Below are 18,199 nucleotides of genomic sequence, written 5' to 3'. Positions count from 1 at the left end.
CCTTTACCATAACACCAGCTAGTGGTGGTTACACAGTATCAGATGTTCTCGTTGACGGTTCTTCAGTAGGTGCGGTTACAAGTTACACTTTCAGCAACGTAACTGCCAATCATACAATCAGCGCCAGTTTTACTATCGCTAGTGGCAATTACACGCCAGTTGCCGGAAATCTGAAATATACCTATGATGATCTGAATCGGCTTACACGTATAGAAGACACTGTTGCTCAAAAATTCATAATATATCAATATGACGAAGTCGGCAACCGCCTGCAAAAAGGTACTTATGATGCTTATTACATAATCACGGCCACGGCGGGTGTTAATGGCAGTATTACTCCTGCTGGAGCAACTAATGTTGCTTTTGGAACTGACAAGACCTTTAATATAATACCTGCAAATGGCTATGCGGTAGCAGATGTTTTGGTAGATGGTGTTTCAGTGGGCAAGGTTACTAGTCATACGTTCAATAACGTAACTGCTAATCATACAATTAGCGCGAGTTTTATCCAGGCAAGTGACATAATTATTGGCAGTATTTATTATCCAACACTGCAAGCCGCGTATAATGCTGCAAACAGTGGCGACACTATAAAAGTGACAGCTAAAACTTTTACTGAAAATTTGAGTGTGAATAGAGATATTTCAGTCAATCTGGAAGGTGGTTATAATCAAGAGCATACAAGCATAACAGGCAATACAAACCTGAAAGGTACGATTCAGACGTATGCCGGTGGCGGCACTCTGACAATTAAGAATTTTATATTACAAACACCCCAATCGCTTGTGCTTGATTTGCAGGTTGCCGCTAGTAGCGATGATATACAAGTTAATTGGTCAGATTCTGTATGGGTGCGGAACCTTACGGGTGATAAATTATTAGCCGGTTACACCAGCACTTCTCTTTTTAAAAGAGGTGGTGGTCTAAGGTTTCAAAATGTAACTATTCCCCAAGGTGCTACAATATCGGCCGCTTATTTTCAGCTTACTTGCAGAACAGCATCTTCCTCTACTGGTGTTAAAACAAGAATTATCGGTAACTTAACACCAAATGCCGCTACATTTTCGACTATAGAAGATTATCAATCCCGGCGCGGTACTGATGCTAGCGGTGCAAATAATAATAATCGAACAATTGCCCAAGTATCTTGGGACGATATTGGATCATGGACGTTAGATCAACAATATAACTCACCAGAGATAAAAACAATAATTCAAGAAATTGTAAATCAAGTTAATTGGGCGGCAGGTAATTCACTTGCGTTATTCTGGGATGACCATGAAGGCAGGGGCACGGGAGCCCGTGACGCATACTCTTATGATACTTCCACAGTCAAAGCAGCTAAACTTCATATTGAATATTACTAGGAGCTGACTCAACATAAAATGAATAAAATCTAAGGGTAGTTCAGGATGCGGAATAAAAACTTATAGAAAAAAACTCGAAAGGAGTGAAATGAAAATGAAAATTGTCAAAGGGCTTAAAATATTATCAATGTTGTTTATATTTAGCATGGTTCTTTCTATTAATACTATGCCTTCTTACGCTGCAGACGGTGATTTGATTGTAAACGGCAAAGTTGGTATTGGTACAACGACACCATATTCAACTTTGGATGTTAATGGAACAGTATCGGGTCAATTTCCACGTTGGACTCTTTGGATTGATGAAACATCTGGTTCTCGTACAAATCCATCAACTTTTACGAAATCTAAGCAAAGTATTTTGACAAGTAATGGCGAAATAAATTTCAATAATTCTTATGCAAGTTATTCGCATCTTTATGAAATGAAGATATATGCACCTTCTGCAATTACAGTTACCCAGAAAGTTTATTATTGTGATGATAACGCCTATTTTTTCCTCAATGGGACTCAGATTGGATATGTACAAACAGCTGGGACTAAGACATATAATATAACTTGGAACTTAATACAAGGTATTAACACACTGCAAATAGTTCATAATAATGGTGGTGGCGGTGCTTTTAGTTTGAGCTTGATCGGAGATTTCTTCTATCGGTATCCATCGATTAAGTTTGTTGCTCCATAGAAGAATAATTATTTGACCTAACAAAGTAAAGAGACGGTTGAAGTTTTGAACTCCAGCTGCTTGTATTGTTTTGGCTCTATTACCATATTATCGTTTAGGGTGTTGCCTGTCAGGAGCTTTTCTTTATAAATATGAAATTTGCTGAGCACGGTAATATACGTTGAAGAAACGGGACACGACTCAAGACGAAATAATAAACCATCTCGAATGGTCTCCTTTTTATGAGTTGCGGATAATAATCTACATGCAAATCAAGCTCAATTGCACAAGCTAGTTTGCGAAGTTCTGAAGTTATTAGTACGTCTTCGGGAACTTGTGGTCTTTTTTTATTAACCCGCCGGTACGCAAGAGGATAAAGGTATTTTGGTGTAGTTGGCTCATGAAAATAAATAGCCTTTCCTCCCGGTTTCAATACTCTACTGATTTCACGAAGAGTTCTTTTGTGGGCTAAGAAATGATGGGCTGCCGCAAAACAAAATATCTGATCTAACGAGGCGTCACTTTCATGAATTTCATAGCTTGTACAGGCATATGAATTGTTGATTCTCACCTCAAACAAGCGCTCCCACTTAGACAAGGACATAACAGCAAATTCACTGATATCCGTTGCTGTTACATGTGCATCGGGAAATAACTTTTTGTATACACACGATGCCCATCCTTGCCCACCCCCGATTTCCAAGACTCTTCCATCACTTGTAAGCTTTGCTCGATGCCGATTAAGGCAGTCTAAAAACACTCCGGCATCTGAGACTTTGTTCACGATGTTGTACATAGAATCAGTTTCTGGAGACTCATGCTTCGAGTCGCGCCAAAACTCTATTTCGACTTTCTGCTTCGCTTCAATATCTGACATTCTAAATGGTTCCTGCATATTTGCACCTAAAGATTAAGAGTTTTTTACGACGCGACGCTGGCGTAAAAACTTAGTTGAACAAATCCTTACACGGGGGTCTTGCACCTTTCTGGAAATTTAATCTTTTAACTATCTATTTGTAAGTTACTATGCGAAATTTATTTGTTGAAATCAAGAAATAAATATGGGGAAGTGGTGTCAAAAATTTAACCTTTACAAATGCTTGTAAAAAAAATCGATCTTCTTTCCACAGCCATAGAAGGAAATATGCTGACGATCAGCGGTTGTGTTATTGCCGAAACTTATTTATTTTGAAGAAAATCTAAGATGCATTAATAGTGAAAAAGGAGAAATAAAATACTGTTTGGTTCTAGATAACACATGACCTATATTTTTCTGCAGATTAAATAATTATCTAATGTCATGAAAAATATTGTTGACAAACTTTTTGTTTTTCGTTATTGAAAGTACAAATCAATTAAGTGGAATGAAATATTATGTTTCTTAAAGATTTAGCAAACGGCATTATTCCAATACTGACTATAGTATTGGTACTCGTAGTAGTCGTACTTACGGGGTCTGCCGCTCTGTATCTTTAAGAAATAAAAAAAAAGATACAAGCCGCAGGCCCCTGAAGCCCGCGGCTTTGTTGTTTTAGGAGCAAGGCCGCTTTTTCTCAAGGAGACTGGCGGCTTTTTTAGTTTATAAATTTAGACCTTTGAAAAATAGCTTTTTGTGTCATTTCGAGGAGCAGAGCGACGAGAAATCTTATGATTCCATTCTATGTTCGAAACATAGATTTCTCCCTACGGTCGAAATGACAAATTAATGATTGTGTAAAATATGAATTATAAAATCAGGGAGACATAGAATGAAACTGAAGGGAACACAAATATTGCTGAAGGCTCTCGAAGAAGAAAAGGTCGATATTATCTTCGGATATCCTGGCGGTGCAGTTCTGGATATCTATGATCAGCTTTACAAAAGTAATATGAAGCATATTTTGGTCCGTCATGAGCAGGGTGCTGTGCATGCCGCTGACGGCTATGCCCGGTCAACCGGAAAAGTGGGCGTTTGTCTGGTTACGTCCGGTCCCGGAGCAACCAATACCGTGACTGGAATTGCCACGGCGAATATGGATTCCATCCCCCTGGTTGTTTTTACCGGTCAGGTTCCCACGGGGCTGATCGGCAATGATGCTTTTCAGGAATGCGATATCACGGGCATAACCCGCCCCTGCACTAAACATAATTTTCTGGTGCGCAATATCGAAGATCTCGCTCCGACAATTAAAGAAGCTTTTCATATTGCCCGTTCGGGAAGGCCGGGTCCGGTGCTTGTTGATTTACCTAAAAATGTAATGGCGGCGGAAGCGGAATATGATCCTGCCAGTATAAAAATTAGAAATCATGAACCGGTATATAAACCGGCCTTCAAGAAGATGACCAATTTGCTGGAAATGCTCACCGTCGCTAAAAAACCTCTGATTATGACCGGTGGCGGCGTCATTCTGGGGAGGGCCTCTGAACTGTTGACTAAAATGGCCAGAAAATATCAGATTCCTGTTACCGGCACTTTGATGGGGCTTGGTTCTTTTCCGGGGAGCGATCCTTTATGGCTGGGAATGTTGGGTATGCACGGTACTTACTACGCTAACATGGCTATCAGCCACTGCGATTTGCTTATAGCAGTGGGCGTGAGATTTGACGACAGAGTTACCGGTACTATTGATACATTTGCCGCCAACGCCAAAATCGTTCATATCGATATTGACCCCTCATCAATTAATAAAAATGTTGCCGTTGATTTGCCGATAATCGGCGATACAAAGGCCGTATTGAAAGATTTAATTAAATTTCTGGATGAACATAATTACACATGTGAAAAATCACAACGGCAGGAATGGCTGGCTGAGATTGCCGAGTGGAAGGAAAAAGTTCCATTGACTTATTGCCAGAACGGCAAAGTAATCAAGCCGCAGTTTGTGATTGAGACTCTGCATAAGCTGACCAAAGGCGATGCGATTATCACAACGGAAGTCGGTCAGCATCAGATGTGGACGGCGCAGTTTTTCCCATTTGATAAGCCCAATACGTTTGTTTCTTCGGGCGGGCTGGGAACGATGGGTTTTGGTCTGCCCGCGGCGATTGGCGTCAAGTGCGCTTTCCCGGATAAACAGGTTGTGGATATTGCCGGTGACGGCAGTATTCAGATGAATATTCAGGAACTGGCCACCGCCGCGCAATATAAAATCAATGTGAAAATAGTTTTGTTAAACAATGAATTTTTAGGCATGCCTCGTCAATGGCAGGAATTGTTTTACGAAAAACGCTATTCGCACACGGATATGGCTTACGCACCGGACTTTGTGAAGTTGGCGGAGGCCTTCGGTGTTGTCGGGATGCGCGCGACAAAACCGGAAGAAGTGGAAAGTGTTTTGAAAGAAGGCCTTGCTCTTGACAGGCCGGTATTAATGGATTTCCGGGTGTCGCGGGAAGAATGCGTTTATCCCATGGTTCATCCGGGTGATTCGATAAGTAATATGTCGTTGGGTAGCAGAGAAATGATCAACTAACGACTTTGTGAAAAGTCCATGAATGTCCTCCGCTGGCGCGAAGCCGGGAGGATTTCCGAGAGGTGTCCCGATGAGGAATCGGGACGGAGGTGGATAATGTGTTTCAATACATCCACCCCATTAAACCCCCGCCAGCGGGGGACAAAAAAACGTATAATTACATTGTAACAAAGTCGTTTTGAGAGGTTTTAAAATAAATAACGATGGTGAGGGAAAAGATGGAAAAAAAGGAGCATATAATTTCGATACTTGTTCACAACAAGCCGGACGTGCTGGCCAGGATTGCGGGAACGCTGGGCGGCAAGGGCTATAACATTGAAAGCCTGAGCGTGAATACGACAATGCAATACGAAATATCAAAAATAGTTATGACCACCGTAGGCACTCAGGAAACTGTCAATCGAATTGAAGGTCAATTACAAAGGCTGGTCGATGTTATTCAGGTCGATGATTTGACTAATGTGGAATCAATCCATCGCGAACTTATTATGGTCCGCCTGAATTTAACGCCGGATAAAAAAGAACAGATAAAGAAAGCAGTTGACACGAATAAATGGAAAGTAATAGCTTCCGCAGATACATATATAATTTTGGAAATAACCGGCGATCAGTCACAGATTGAGTTTGCTCTGGCACGCCTGGAGCCGTTGGGTATCGCCGATATGACAAGAACGGGAATTGTTGCTTTAAATTTGGAAAATTAATCATAACTAAAAAAAATAAAAATTTATCAATATATTAATAGGGGGTTATCATGGCAAAAATTAATTTTGGCGGAGTTATTGAAGATGTCATTACATCGAAAGAGTTTTCTCTAAAGAAAGCACAGAAAGTTTTGAAAAAAGAAGTTGTTGCTGTACTGGGTTATGGCGTTCAAGGTCCGGCGCAGGCTTTTAATATGAGAGATAACGGCATTAATGTAATTATCGGTCAGGCAAAGGAAGATAAGCGATACTGGAAAAAGGCAATCGCTGACGGTTGGGTTCCCGGCAAAACGCTTTTTCCTATTGAAGAAGCAGTCCAGCGCGGCACAATTATTCAGTATTTAGTTTCCGATGCAGCACAGAAGATTCTCTGGCCTAAGGTCAAAGCCAATCTGAAAAAGGGAGATGCTCTTTACTTCTCCCACGGTTTCTCCATTGTGTATAAAAAACAGACCGGTATTGTACCTCCCGATTTTGTGGATGTAATCATGGTTGCGCCCAAAGGTTCGGGAACCTCCGTGCGCCGGAATTTTCTTGACGGCAGCGGAATAAATTCCAGCTTTGCCGTTCATCAGGATGCCACCGGGCGCGCACTGGAGAGAACTCTGGCACTGGGCATTGCCATTGGCTCCGGATTTTTATTCCCGACAACTTTCCAGGCGGAGGTTTACAGTGATTTGACCGGAGAGCGCGGTGTGCTCATGGGCGCTCTGGCGGGGATGATGGAAGCGCAGTACAATGAATTGCGCAAGCATGGCCACACTCCCAGCGAAGCCTTCAACGAAACAGTGGAAGAGCTGACCCAAAGCCTTATTCGGCTGGTCGGCGAAAACGGTATGGATTGGATGTATGCCAATTGTTCCGGTACGGCTCAACGCGGTGCTTTGGACTGGCGTCATAAATTCCGCAAAGCGGTGGCGCCTGTATTTACAGAACTCTATAAGTCCGTTGCCACCGGTAAAGAAACAGAAATTGTGTTGAGAGTCAACAGCGCTCCGGACTACAAAGATAAACTGGAAGCAGAACTTAAAGAAATGCGTGATTCGGAAATGTGGCAGGCAGGAGCCGCTGTGAGGGCATTGAGACCGGAAAATCGCAAGAAAAAATAGACGACTCCTTAAAAAGTCCATTTTATTCCCTCTCCCTCGTGTGACCTTTAGGTTATGAGGGGAGAGGGATAGGGTGAGGGTGAAGACTTGCGCGTGCTGTTTGAAAAATAATTTACCCCTCCCCATAATCCCCTCCCACAAGGGGCGGGGAGATTCCTATTATTAATTTATTCAAATCAAAGGGAGAGAAAACAATGAGAAGCGATCTCATGAAAAAAGGTTTCGAGCGTGCCCCGCATCGTTCACTTTTCAAGGCGATGGGCTACACAGATGAAGAAATTGCCCGGCCTATAATCGGCGTGGTCAATTCGGCCAATGAAATAATTCCCGGACACATCCATCTTGATTTAATCACGCAGGATGTTAAGGCGGGAGTCCGGATGGCCGGAGGAACTCCGGTGGAATTTCCGGTTATCGGTGTCTGCGACGGCATCGCGATGGGACATGAAGGCATGAAATATTCATTGGCCAGCCGCGAGCTGATTGCCGATTCCATCGAGATTATGGCCAAGGCTCATCCTTTTGACGCTCTGGTTTTCATTCCCAATTGCGACAAAATTATTCCGGGTATGCTTATGGCAGCGTTGCGTCTGAACATCCCATCCATTTTTATCAGCGGGGGGCCGATGCTGGCAGGAAAACTTAATGGTAAGCCCGTTGATCTCATCACTGTCTTTGAAGGCGTGGGTGCTGTCAAAGTCAAAAAGATGACTGCCGCCGCGCTCAAGCAACTGGAAGATTGTGCCTGTCCCGGCTGCGGTTCGTGCTCCGGGATGTACACGGCCAATTCCATGAACTGTGTCACGGAAGCAATGGGTCTGGGGTTGCCCGGCCATGGAACGATTCCCGCAGTACTGGCGGCGCGTCACCGGCTGGCCAAACATGCCGGTATGAAAATAATGGATCTACTCAAAAAGAACGTCAGACCGCGTGATATCGCAACACTGGCCGCTTTTAAAAACGCCATTGCCGTGGATATGGCGCTGGGCTGTTCCACTAATACTGTTTTGCATATTCCCGCCATTGCCCACGAAGCGGGGATAAAACTTGATTTAGATCTATTTAATAAAATAAGCGAGAAAACCCCTAATCTCTGCAAGCTGAGTCCTGCCGGACATCATCATATTGAAGATTTCGATATGGCAGGCGGCATTCAGGCCGTGATGAAAGTAATCAGTTCGCTGGGTGTCATTGATGGAAAGGCAATTACTGTTACAGGCAAAACCGTCGGCGCCAATTTAAAAGAAGCCCGTGTTTTGAATACGGATGTTATCAGAACTTTGAAAAATGCCTATTCACAGCAGGGCGGCATCGCGATTTTGCGCGGCAACCTCGCGCCTGATGGAGCGGTGGTTAAACAATCTGCGGTTGCGCCGGCCATGCAGAAAAACGAAGGCCGTGCCCGCGTGTTTGATTGCGAGGATGACGCCATTGCGGCTATTCTGGGCGGAAAAATTAAAGGTGGCGACATTGTGGTTATCCGTTTTGAGGGTCCTAAAGGAGGTCCGGGCATGAGAGAAATGCTCTCTCCCACTTCAGCAATCGTCGGTATGGGCTTGGATAAAACAGTTGCACTTTTGACGGATGGACGTTTCAGTGGCGGTACACAGGGCGCGGCAATAGGCCATATTTCGCCCGAAGCGGCGGAAGGCGGCCCGATGGCGCTGGTGAAAGAAGGCGACATTATTGCGATTGATATTCCGGCCAAAAAGCTGAACCTGAAAGTCAGCAATCAGGAACTGGCTAAACGAAGAAAAGCTTTGAAGCCTTTCAAACCGCGGATTACGACAGGTTATCTGGCGAGATATGCGAAACTAGTCACCTCCGCCTCAACGGGGGCCATCTTTAAAGACTGATACCAATTTTGATTTCTTCAGCTAACTTTGTTGGCATCGTCGTCGGCTTCCTCAACGTATTGTACTATACGCCTGCGGAGCCTCCTCCTTGCCGCCGCGTTATCCTTTGAAATCAAAAAGGTATGAATAGTAAAAGTTGTCATACCGGCGAAGGCCGGTATCCATAAGTTGTTTCAACGCATGCCGGATGCGCTTCCTCATTCCTGATGGCTCGCGTGCCTTGCATCTGAGCTTTTTTGAACAGCCCTAAATATAAGTATGTTCAACTATCTCACTAGGTTCAATTCCAACCGAAGCAGAGTCCTGAGTTAATGGTTTCTTTAGCACTGATACGTGGTTTATATCTTGACTATTCCATCTAGCTTTCTGTGCACAAAAGAAACCAATGATAGAATATCCAGTGCATCCTGTTCTGTCATTGGCCACGTTACCTTTGGGACATGAGCCGTGGGATTTCTAACAGCCCCGAACAGTCCCACTAGAATATTGCTAAATCCCTTTTGTTCACTTATTTCAGTTTCAGTCTTGAGCGAGTTAATAGCGAGAACCGGAGCCTTTACTGAAAATGCAGTGTTTACAAGTTCTGCCCCATCAGTGGTTAGCCCCGAAATAATCCTAATTCTCTCCGCTATTCCTTTTATTGCTTCAAGCACGGCATGGAAGTAATTTTCGTCCACAAGCTCGGCACGACAATATTTGAGTATCTCCGAGTGAGCACCTCGATCTTCGAGTGCTGCCCTAAGTGCACCTGCCCGAGCCCGCGCCCCCTTGAGAGTAGTTTCTGCTTGTGTACGAATAACTTTCCCATCTTCTCTTACGCTGAAGCCAGAGAACGACAGAACCACATTTAGCTCATTTCTACGCCAAGAAAATTTCTCCTTGTCTCGGGCATAACTCACCGGGTTAAGTGCACGATTGACAAACATAATCAAATGATTGCCAACTTTGTGGGTGTTCTGAGCCTTTACCAGTGCGTTAAATAGTCGTTTCCATTTGGTCATCTCGGGCGATACATCTTCAAGGCGGCAATCTTGAAGAAGGTACGCTATCTCGGAACCAGTGAGGCCACGCTCTGTATTAGCTAACACCTTGCATGCTGCTTCAAGATGCTGAGCACTAAATGGAGGAATTTTTTCCATGTTTTATTATGCTAACAATTAATATTCTAAATTTGCTTTTTCGATCATTCCTATATAGCTCTGGTTATGGATTTAGTCGGTGTCTTTGATGCCGAGCCATCAAACTGGTTTATTTATCAAGCTGCTTTCCAGTGTAGAGAAAGCTTTCGGGAGGAAGCGGCACAGTCGCGCAGATAGAGATTAATCAAAGTTTGATATGGAATTTCCGCTTCTTCTGAGAGTTTTTTAAAATACTTAATTGTTTCCTCATCAAGCCGGATGGTGACTTGTTTTTTCAGACGGCTGGCATAAGGATTCTTTCTTGCTTTTGAAAAATCGTATTCTTTTCTCATTTTCACTATCTATTTTACCTCCAGTCTACCAGCATTAAACCAGCGCTAATCCGGTTAATGCTTGTGTTATAATCGAGCAGGCTTTCTCCGTAACCGTTGAAGTATTGTACGTAGAGGCTGATTTTCTTGGCGAGACTTTCGTTAATCGATGATAGCGGGATGCTCCAGTCCAGCTGAACCGCTCCCTTATTCTCCGACCGTAAATTGTTGCGCAACATTACGGCAAACCGCTGATTTTTCCAGTAGAGAGTTCCCCATAGTTCTCCATATCCCATGTATCCGGAAAGATCGGGATTGTCGTCATCTTCATCATTTTCGGGAAGCCGGTACCAGGTTTTTAAAAGCAGGCTGAAGTTATCATTTTTTTCCATTCCAAAAATTTTTTCTAATCCGATATTGGCAACAATACGGTTCCAGCTACGGGAAAGCGGTTCAGCGCGGCCGTTGGATTGATGATTAAATCCGACATTGATAAATTGCAGTTTCGTTCCCATAAGATAAGGAATTTCTCGCTGCATGTCGAAATTAAGGAGCAGTTCCGGTTCGTAGTTGGTGTCTCTGAAGGGAGCGGAAAATGCCGAGTTATAGAGTTGCCAGAAGGATTGTTGAGTGTAGGCAACCCAGGCATCGATGCCTCTGATTCCCGTACTTTTTTCGACAATTTTCTTTATTTCTTCGCTCCTGATAAGATCTCTCCAGATTTTAAATTTAAAGCTCAGTTGAAATTTTACCTCGTTGTATAGGGATCTGGCTTTGGGATCGACATCCAGTTGGGTACTGTCATTAGGCGAGGAATTATAGGCCAGAGGCAGAATAAAACAGGGGCGGTAAGGCCAAAGTACAAAAATATTTCTTTCTTTGGGTTTATCGCTTCTCAGATCCCATTGTTTTTCCATAACAGAAAAATATTTTTCTTGAGATTCAGGTTTTTGTGCAATATCTTTTTCATCTGGTTTTACGATGACGGATTCTTTTGCGGTGATTTGTTTTTTCGCCAGTTCGTCGAAGCATTTCAATCTTGCGGCGTTGTCATTTTTAATTGCTGTGCATTTTGCTAGATTGTCGTCAATTTCAGCGGCATTGCCGGTTAATGCGGTAATCATCAAAAAGAATGCACATGTCAGTACTATTCTCAATGCTAGTTTGATTTTTAGAGTTTTCATGCCGTTGCGACACTCTCTATTTTTTTGTCGTAAGAATCTGACGCACTCTGTCCAGTTCCTGCTTGTTGTCCACTTCTACAGAATCATAGGGAGTGATGACAACCTTTATTTTGTAGCCATATTCCAGAGCACGCAATTGTTCGAGGGCTTCGAGCTTTTCCAGTTTTCCTTCGGGAAGCTTTGTGAAGGTATCGAGAAAATCACGGCGGTAGGCGTAAATGCCATGATGTTTGTAGTAGTCTGCTTTGAGGGCTTTGTCCCTCACGTAGGGAATTGTAGCCCGTGAAAAATAAAGAGCAAAATTCTGATGATCGAAAACAACTTTAACGGCGTGCGGATGAGTTATTTCTTCATCGAGAATAATTTTATAAATCAGTGTGGACATGTTGATGGAGGGATCGTCAACGAGTGGCTGAATAACTTCATCCACCTGTGCAGGTTCGAAAATCGGTTGATCGCCCTGAATGTTAACAACAATCGCGTCGGCTGAAAGATTGAGCGATTTTATAGCCTCGGCGATTCTGTCCGTGCCGGAGCGATGCGTGACAGCTGTCATTATAGCGTTGCCGCCGAATTTAATAACCGCGTCGAATATTCTTTGATCGTCTGTTGCCACCGCCACATGGGGTATGGCTTTAGCTTTGGCCACGCGTTCATAGACATGCTGAATCATCGGTTTTCCGCATAGATCAGCCAGCGGCTTACCCGGAAAGCGGCTGGATTCATAGCGTGAGGGGATGATGCAAACAATATCTCTTTTCATTAATTCCTCCGTAAAAAGCCCATATATTTCAATATTGTCATTTCGATCGAAGAGAGAAATCTTTGTTTTGGTTAAATTCTTACATTAAGATTCCTCATCCCGATTCATCGGGATTTACCCTGAAGGGTACTATGCGGAATGACAGAAAAAGTTATTCTTATCCTAAATGCGGGTCGGTTTGCTGTAAATAGTTCACCACATAATCCCGCACGGAATCTTCCAGTGATGAAAAAGCAACAGGACAACCCATTGCTTTGAGCTTATCCATCTTTGCTTCGGTGAAGTACTGGTATTGATTGCGCAAAGATTCCGGCATTTCGATATATTCGATTTTTGTTGCGAGTTGCATTGCGTCGAAGACGGCTCTGATCAAATCATTCCATGTTCGGGCTTTACCTGTGCCTAAATTAAAAATACCATTGACATCCGGATTCTTAAAAAGCCACCACAGGACATCCATACAGTCTTTGATATAAACAAAATCGCGCATCTGTCCGCCATCTTTATATTCGGGATCATAGGATTTGAAAAGTTTCACCTTGCCGGTTTCCTTTATTTGATGAAAGGATTTGAAGATGATGCTTGCCATATCGCCTTTGTGGTATTCGTTGGGGCCGAAGACGTTGAAGAATTTTATTCCGGCAATTTTATTTTCCCATGATTCTCTCAGCACTCTCAAATCAAAAACCTGTTTGGAATAGCCGTACATATTAATCGGTTTGAATTTATTAATCATATTATGGTCATCCGAGAATCCTTGTTTACCGTCTCCATAGGTTGCCGCCGAACTGGCGTAGATAAAACGTGTATTGTGTTCGACAGCCCATTCCGCCAGGTTGCCCGTGTAAGCAAAATTGTTTTGCCAGAGATAATCAGCATTCCGTTCGGTTGTTGATGAGCATGCCCCCATATGAATTATCGCTTCAACGTCAAAGTTGAGCGTATCGTTATAAATAAGCTCGCTGAAATCATCTTTGTGGATGTAGTTGACGAACCGGAGATTGACCAGATTTTTCCATTTGTCATCCGTTCCCAGTTGATCGACTATGACAATATCGTCGATGCCTTCCTGATTGAGCTTCCAGACAAAAGCGCTGCCGATAAATCCGGCGCCTCCTGTGACGATAATCATTTGCGTTACTCCTTATGTTTTCTGGATTCCCCGGTCAAGCCGGGGAATGACAAGATGTTGTATAATTAATACTGAAAGTTAATACTGTCAATACCCAGTTTATTGGATATGAGAGAATCCTTCGCCGATTGTCAGGACGCGGCAGGGAGTCTCCCCCTTAATCATCATAAAATTGACCTGTCTGCCTGTAATTCCTCCCGAACCTCTGTAAGAGAAAAAAAGATCCTGACGGCAGGAAGTGCAAAGATCGGAAACATCGATGTTTGCTTCGGGAATTCCGCAATTCATGATTTGTCTGCGGTTGGCTTCGGCTAAATCCAGTATCCATTTATTGGGTCTTTTGCCGGGAAATAAAAACGCTTCATGGTTTTTATGTTTAAGAAAATCATTTGCCGCAACGGTATCGACTTCAAAACAGCATTTGCCGATAGCCGGACCGATTACCGCCAGAATATCCCGCTTGGACGAGCCGTATTTTTCAATGAGCAGGCGTACTACTTTAGCGCTGATTTCCAGTGCGGTGCTTCGCCAGCCGGCATGAACCACGGCAATTATTTTTTTTATTCTGTCGACAAGAAAAACAGGCACGCAATCCGCTGTCTTGATGCAAATAGCCAGATTTGTGCGGCTGGTAACAATGGCGTCATAATTCAAAGCTTCACGAGAAGAAAAATAATCGCCAAACGGCTTGACGACAAAAATATCGTCGCCGTGAACCTGGTTAAGCGTAAGAAATTGTTCCAGTGGTATGGAAAAGGCCATGGCCAGTCGATGCCAGTTTTGCAAAACCTTGCCTTCTAAATCGCCTTCGCGGAAGCTAATGTTTAGCGAAGCATAGTCGTCTTCCGAGACACCGCCTAGCCTTGTGCAGAAGGCGTGAGTTAAAAAATCGCATTCGCTTAAAAGTGAAGATTCCAGATATTCTATGGAATGTATTTTATTAATTCGGAGCATATTTTCTACCGTAATTTATCTTTCCAATTAGATTTGGTTGAATCGATCTGATTAACGCTGAAACGCAGTTGCGCGCATAAATCGGTCATATCCTGCGGCATATCCGCTGTAAATACTACCCGCTCGTCTTTTTGCGGATGAATGAAAGAAAGTTGTGCCGCGTGCAGTGCCTGCCGGTTAAATTCTTTGATCTTTGCCTTCAGCAGGGAATCTTTAACAGTGTTGATTTTGGCGGAGTTGCCGTAAACTTGATCCCCGATAACCGGATAACCACGATCAGACAAATGTACGCGAATTTGATGGGTGCGTCCGGTTTTAATCTCCACCTCCAGCAAGGTAGCCACGCCATAACGTTCGCGCACTTTCCAGAGAGTGAGAGCGTCCTTGCCCCGCTTGCTTTTCGTGGACATCTTTTTGCGATTGTTAGTATGTCTGCCGACAGGCAGAACTATTTCTCCGCTGTTGCCTTTTATGTCTCCCCAGACGAGCGCCAGATATTTTTTGTGAACATCATGCTTTTCAAACTGCGCCGAAAGACTTCGATGCGCGTCATCTGATTTTGCCGCCACAATCAGGCCGGAAGTGTCTTTGTCCAGCCTGTGAACAATGCCGGGCCGTAAAACGCCGCCGATTCCCGATAAATCATGGCAATGAAAGAGCAGAGCATTGACAAGCGTTTTATCGGCGTTGCCCGGTGCCGGATGCACCACCATTCCCGCAGGTTTATTGATGACGATAATGGCCTCGTCTTCATAAATGATATTAAGAGGCATGTCCTGCGGAAGCGCAGTTGCCTCTATCGGCGGTCTTTGGGTCAGGATGATGACATCGCCCTCTTTTAGTTTCTGACTCACTTTAGGTTCTTTGCCGTTAACCAGCACATCTCCTTCTTCAATGACATGTTTGACATGCGAGCGGGAAATGGTTGGTTCGACTTGTGCCAGAAAGATATCCAGCCTCTGCCCGATTTGGCTTTTATCTATCGTAAAATGTATTTTTTCAGATTGACCGCTCAAGTCATGACCCCTGCACTTTCCTTATTATGTCATACCGGCGCAGGCCGGTATCCAGTTTTATTTATCTTTTGAGGTGTTTTTAAATAGTCTGTTACACGGACAATATTCAAATTTGATACCTATTTTAGGACATAAATCTAGACAAGCTTCAAGAGAGGGTTGTTTTTTCAATCCACTAATATCATGCCAGATCTTTCCGTCGTAAATTAGTTCCTCACACCCCACACCTTTCATCGACGTGCGAATAATTTTTTTATACGTTTCGTCCATATTACCTCGATTATTTTCTCCGTCAACTTGCTCGGCAGTATAGAAAGGCTTTTGCAGTTCAGCCGGTGGCCTGCCAACAATAACATTGACCTTGCTGATTTCCGGTGGAAATTCTTCCAAGGGTATCTGCTTCCAAGCATTGCCGTCATACTTAAAAAAGATATAAGGTGGATTGGGCCTCTTCCATTTGTTATAGGCTATGCATCCGGCAGGATAGGTGGCAATATACGGAATGCCGTTAATTATATCCAGTGCCAGTAAATTAAGGCTGTTGGGCTCAGGTTTTTCATCTCTGAAATCCGTTTTCCATGTTATTTCTTTATTCGTTCCAGACAGGGTGAAGGTAACTGTCTCATCTAAATTTTGACGTTCATGGCTATCAATTGTGGGATAACCGCCAAGGTTATTAAGACGTTTTATAATTATTTTACTGCCGTCATGTAGCAACACTTCTTCCTTCCAGCTTGCCTCGCCCCATGCAAAAAATCCTCTTCCACCGCAAGCCATTATGCAGAAAACAAACATTAATATTATGCTTGTACTTAATCTTGTTTTTCTCATGCCGCCCTCCTGAATTTATATTGAACAGATGAAACGCATGATACTAATAAAATTTGTTCCCTGGATTCCCGCCTTCGCGGGAATGACAGCATTTAGATGTTTATTTGTTTCAATCCTTCAACAATGAACCCAAACTCATCTTCAGCCACTGTGCGTAAATCAAGCAGTATCTCATCTTTATCTACCCGGACAATTATGGGTACTTCGAACTGGCGCAGCTTTTCTTCCATTTTGGTGGCGGGCATTTTTTTGTTGTTGACGGCAACTAAAACAGTTGGAATCTGTTGAGTAGGTAAAGAACCGCCGCCGGCTGCCGCGAAATCTTCCTGCAGTGAAAATTTTAGCGAGTCGAAATTTTCTTCCTGCAATTTAGTGATTAGTTCTTCGGCACGTTTTTTAACCGCGGTGACAGGTTCGGTCAACGCTTTCAATGATCTTAATTCTTTAACCGCGGCAACTGGATTAAGATAATGCATCAATGTGGCTTCCAGCGCTGCCAGAGTGAATTTGTCAATTCGCAGGGCACGGTTTAAGGGATTCTTTTTGATTTTCGTAAGAACTTCTTTTTTACCTACAATAATGCCGGCCTGCGGGCCGCCCAGTAGTTTATCTCCGCTGAAGGTGACCACGTCAATTCCTGTCGCCAGGGTTTCGCGAACTGTGGGTTCATGCTGAAGACCGTATTGATCGAGATCAATCAGACATCCGCTGCCCAGGTCGTCCATAACCGGAATGCCGCGGCTTTTTCCCAAGGCCACTAGCGATTCAATATCCGCCTCTTCGGTAAAGCCGACGATGCGAAAATTGCTGGTATGTACTTTCATAATCAGACCCGTTTTGTCATTGACTGCTTTTTCGTAGTCGCTCAGGCGCGTACGGTTGGTGGTTCCCACTTCGCGGAGTTTGGATGCGCTTTTTTTCATTATTTCCGGGATGCGGAATTCGCCGCCGATTTCGATGAGTTCACCCCGCGATACGATTGCATCTTTTTTATCAGCCAGAGTATTAAGAACAAGCAAAACAGCAGCCGCATTATTGTTGACGATTAAAGCGTCCTCGGCTCCGGTGAGGGCGCAGATCAGCGAACTGACATGATCATAGCGTTGGCCGCGTTCACCTTTAGCCAAATCGAATTCCAGGTTGGAATAGGCTTTGCCTACTTCCATAATTCTCTGCAAGGCTTCGGGACAAAGCGGCGCCCGGCCCAGGTTAGTATGCAGGATAACGCCGGTTGCGTTAACTACACGGCGCAAACTATAGCGATATAACCCTTTGATTGATTTTTCTACCTCTTGGGCGACGGCTGCCGCATCAGGGCAAGATTCCGCCGATTGCTTTTTTTTGGCATTGACAATTTTATTACGCAGGTCCTGCACAACCTTGCGACACGTTTCCTTGACTATTTCGCGCGGCGCCAGATCATAAATATTCTGCTTTTCCAGAATCAAAAGAATCTCGTCAATTTTCGGCAGCTTTTTCAACAATTCTTTTTTTATGTCGTCCATATAAGTCCTTTGTCGTCATTCCGGCGAAGGCCGGAATCCAGTTTTATTTTTTCATGGATGCCGGATCAAGTCCGGCATGACAGAGGTATGTATCATTTTTCTATCCCCCGCTGGCGGGGGCAGGGGGTGGATATTTTGTTTCACGTTTTTTTCCTCCCCCGTCGCTTTGCGACACCCCCTCTAAAGGGGGACAGTGATTTTTATATATTGAT

Annotated in this window: 16 protein-coding genes; 6 read left to right on the top strand and 10 right to left on the bottom strand. The window is 43.8% G+C overall.

Annotated elements, in window-relative coordinates:
• Together CVU62_07370 and CVU62_07365 are read left to right on the top strand one after the other, a co-directional pair.
• Positions 1–1,367 (top strand): hypothetical protein (locus CVU62_07370; GenBank protein PKN37545.1); only part of this gene is annotated, 1,367 nt, incomplete at its 5' end.
• 88 nt (positions 1,368–1,455) lie between these two features.
• Positions 1,456–2,052 (top strand): hypothetical protein, encoded by a 597-nt coding sequence (locus tag CVU62_07365; protein ID PKN37544.1) that lies wholly within the window; start codon positions 1,456–1,458, stop codon positions 2,050–2,052.
• A 109-nt stretch (positions 2,053–2,161) separates the two neighbouring features.
• Here the strand turns inward: CVU62_07365 and CVU62_07360 are convergent, their stop codons facing one another.
• Positions 2,162–2,926 (bottom strand): hypothetical protein, encoded by a 765-nt coding sequence (locus CVU62_07360; protein ID PKN37543.1) that lies wholly within the window; start codon positions 2,924–2,926, stop codon positions 2,162–2,164.
• A gap of 853 nt (positions 2,927–3,779) precedes the next feature.
• Here CVU62_07360 and ilvB point away from each other — a divergent pair.
• From ilvB to ilvD, 4 genes are all read left to right on the top strand, one after another.
• Complete coding sequence (ilvB, locus tag CVU62_07355) at positions 3,780–5,483, top strand: acetolactate synthase, large subunit, biosynthetic type (GenBank protein ID PKN37542.1); 1,704 nt, start codon at positions 3,780–3,782, stop codon at positions 5,481–5,483.
• Between the two features lie 203 nt (positions 5,484–5,686).
• Positions 5,687–6,187, top strand: coding sequence for an acetolactate synthase small subunit (locus CVU62_07350; GenBank protein ID PKN37541.1), 501 nt, complete (start codon positions 5,687–5,689; stop codon positions 6,185–6,187).
• A 50-nt stretch (positions 6,188–6,237) separates the two neighbouring features.
• Positions 6,238–7,296 (top strand): ketol-acid reductoisomerase, encoded by a 1,059-nt coding sequence (gene ilvC / locus CVU62_07345; protein ID PKN37540.1) that lies wholly within the window; start codon positions 6,238–6,240, stop codon positions 7,294–7,296.
• A gap of 194 nt (positions 7,297–7,490) precedes the next feature.
• Complete coding sequence (ilvD, locus tag CVU62_07340; GenBank protein ID PKN37539.1) at positions 7,491–9,152, top strand: dihydroxy-acid dehydratase; 1,662 nt, start codon at positions 7,491–7,493, stop codon at positions 9,150–9,152.
• A 338-nt stretch (positions 9,153–9,490) separates the two neighbouring features.
• Here ilvD and CVU62_07335 read toward each other — a convergent pair whose 3' ends face one another.
• From CVU62_07335 to CVU62_07295, 9 genes are all read right to left on the bottom strand, one after another.
• A complete protein-coding gene (locus tag CVU62_07335) occupies positions 9,491–10,291 on the bottom strand; it encodes a TIGR02391 family protein (protein ID PKN37538.1) in 801 nt (266 codons plus the stop codon).
• 116 nt (positions 10,292–10,407) lie between these two features.
• Positions 10,408–10,623 (bottom strand): antitoxin, encoded by a 216-nt coding sequence (locus tag CVU62_07330; protein PKN37537.1) that lies wholly within the window; start codon positions 10,621–10,623, stop codon positions 10,408–10,410.
• A gap of 14 nt (positions 10,624–10,637) precedes the next feature.
• Positions 10,638–11,786 (bottom strand): phospholipase, encoded by a 1,149-nt coding sequence (locus CVU62_07325; GenBank protein PKN37536.1) that lies wholly within the window; start codon positions 11,784–11,786, stop codon positions 10,638–10,640.
• Between the two features lie 16 nt (positions 11,787–11,802).
• Positions 11,803–12,549, bottom strand: coding sequence for a 3-deoxy-manno-octulosonate cytidylyltransferase (kdsB, locus tag CVU62_07320; GenBank protein ID PKN37535.1), 747 nt, complete (start codon positions 12,547–12,549; stop codon positions 11,803–11,805).
• A gap of 157 nt (positions 12,550–12,706) precedes the next feature.
• On the bottom strand, positions 12,707–13,681 hold the full coding sequence (gene rfaD / locus CVU62_07315; GenBank protein ID PKN37534.1) for an ADP-glyceromanno-heptose 6-epimerase: 975 nt from the start codon (positions 13,679–13,681) through the stop codon (positions 12,707–12,709).
• A 99-nt stretch (positions 13,682–13,780) separates the two neighbouring features.
• A complete protein-coding gene (locus CVU62_07310) occupies positions 13,781–14,635 on the bottom strand; it encodes a peptidoglycan editing factor PgeF (protein ID PKN37533.1) in 855 nt (284 codons plus the stop codon).
• 5 nt (positions 14,636–14,640) lie between these two features.
• On the bottom strand, positions 14,641–15,630 hold the full coding sequence (locus tag CVU62_07305; protein PKN38045.1) for an RluA family pseudouridine synthase: 990 nt from the start codon (positions 15,628–15,630) through the stop codon (positions 14,641–14,643).
• 78 nt (positions 15,631–15,708) lie between these two features.
• On the bottom strand, positions 15,709–16,482 hold the full coding sequence (locus tag CVU62_07300) for a hypothetical protein (GenBank protein ID PKN37532.1): 774 nt from the start codon (positions 16,480–16,482) through the stop codon (positions 15,709–15,711).
• Between the two features lie 92 nt (positions 16,483–16,574).
• Positions 16,575–17,987, bottom strand: coding sequence for an L-seryl-tRNA(Sec) selenium transferase (locus CVU62_07295; GenBank protein PKN37531.1), 1,413 nt, complete (start codon positions 17,985–17,987; stop codon positions 16,575–16,577).
• Positions 17,988–18,199: the final 212 nt, after the last annotated feature.

The sequence above is a fragment of the Deltaproteobacteria bacterium HGW-Deltaproteobacteria-2 genome (assembly GCA_002840505.1).
Taxonomy (GTDB): domain Bacteria; phylum Desulfobacterota; class Syntrophia; order Syntrophales; family Smithellaceae; genus Smithella.
Note: the sequence above shows the minus strand (reverse complement) of the source record. Positions and strands in the feature narration are given on the sequence as shown.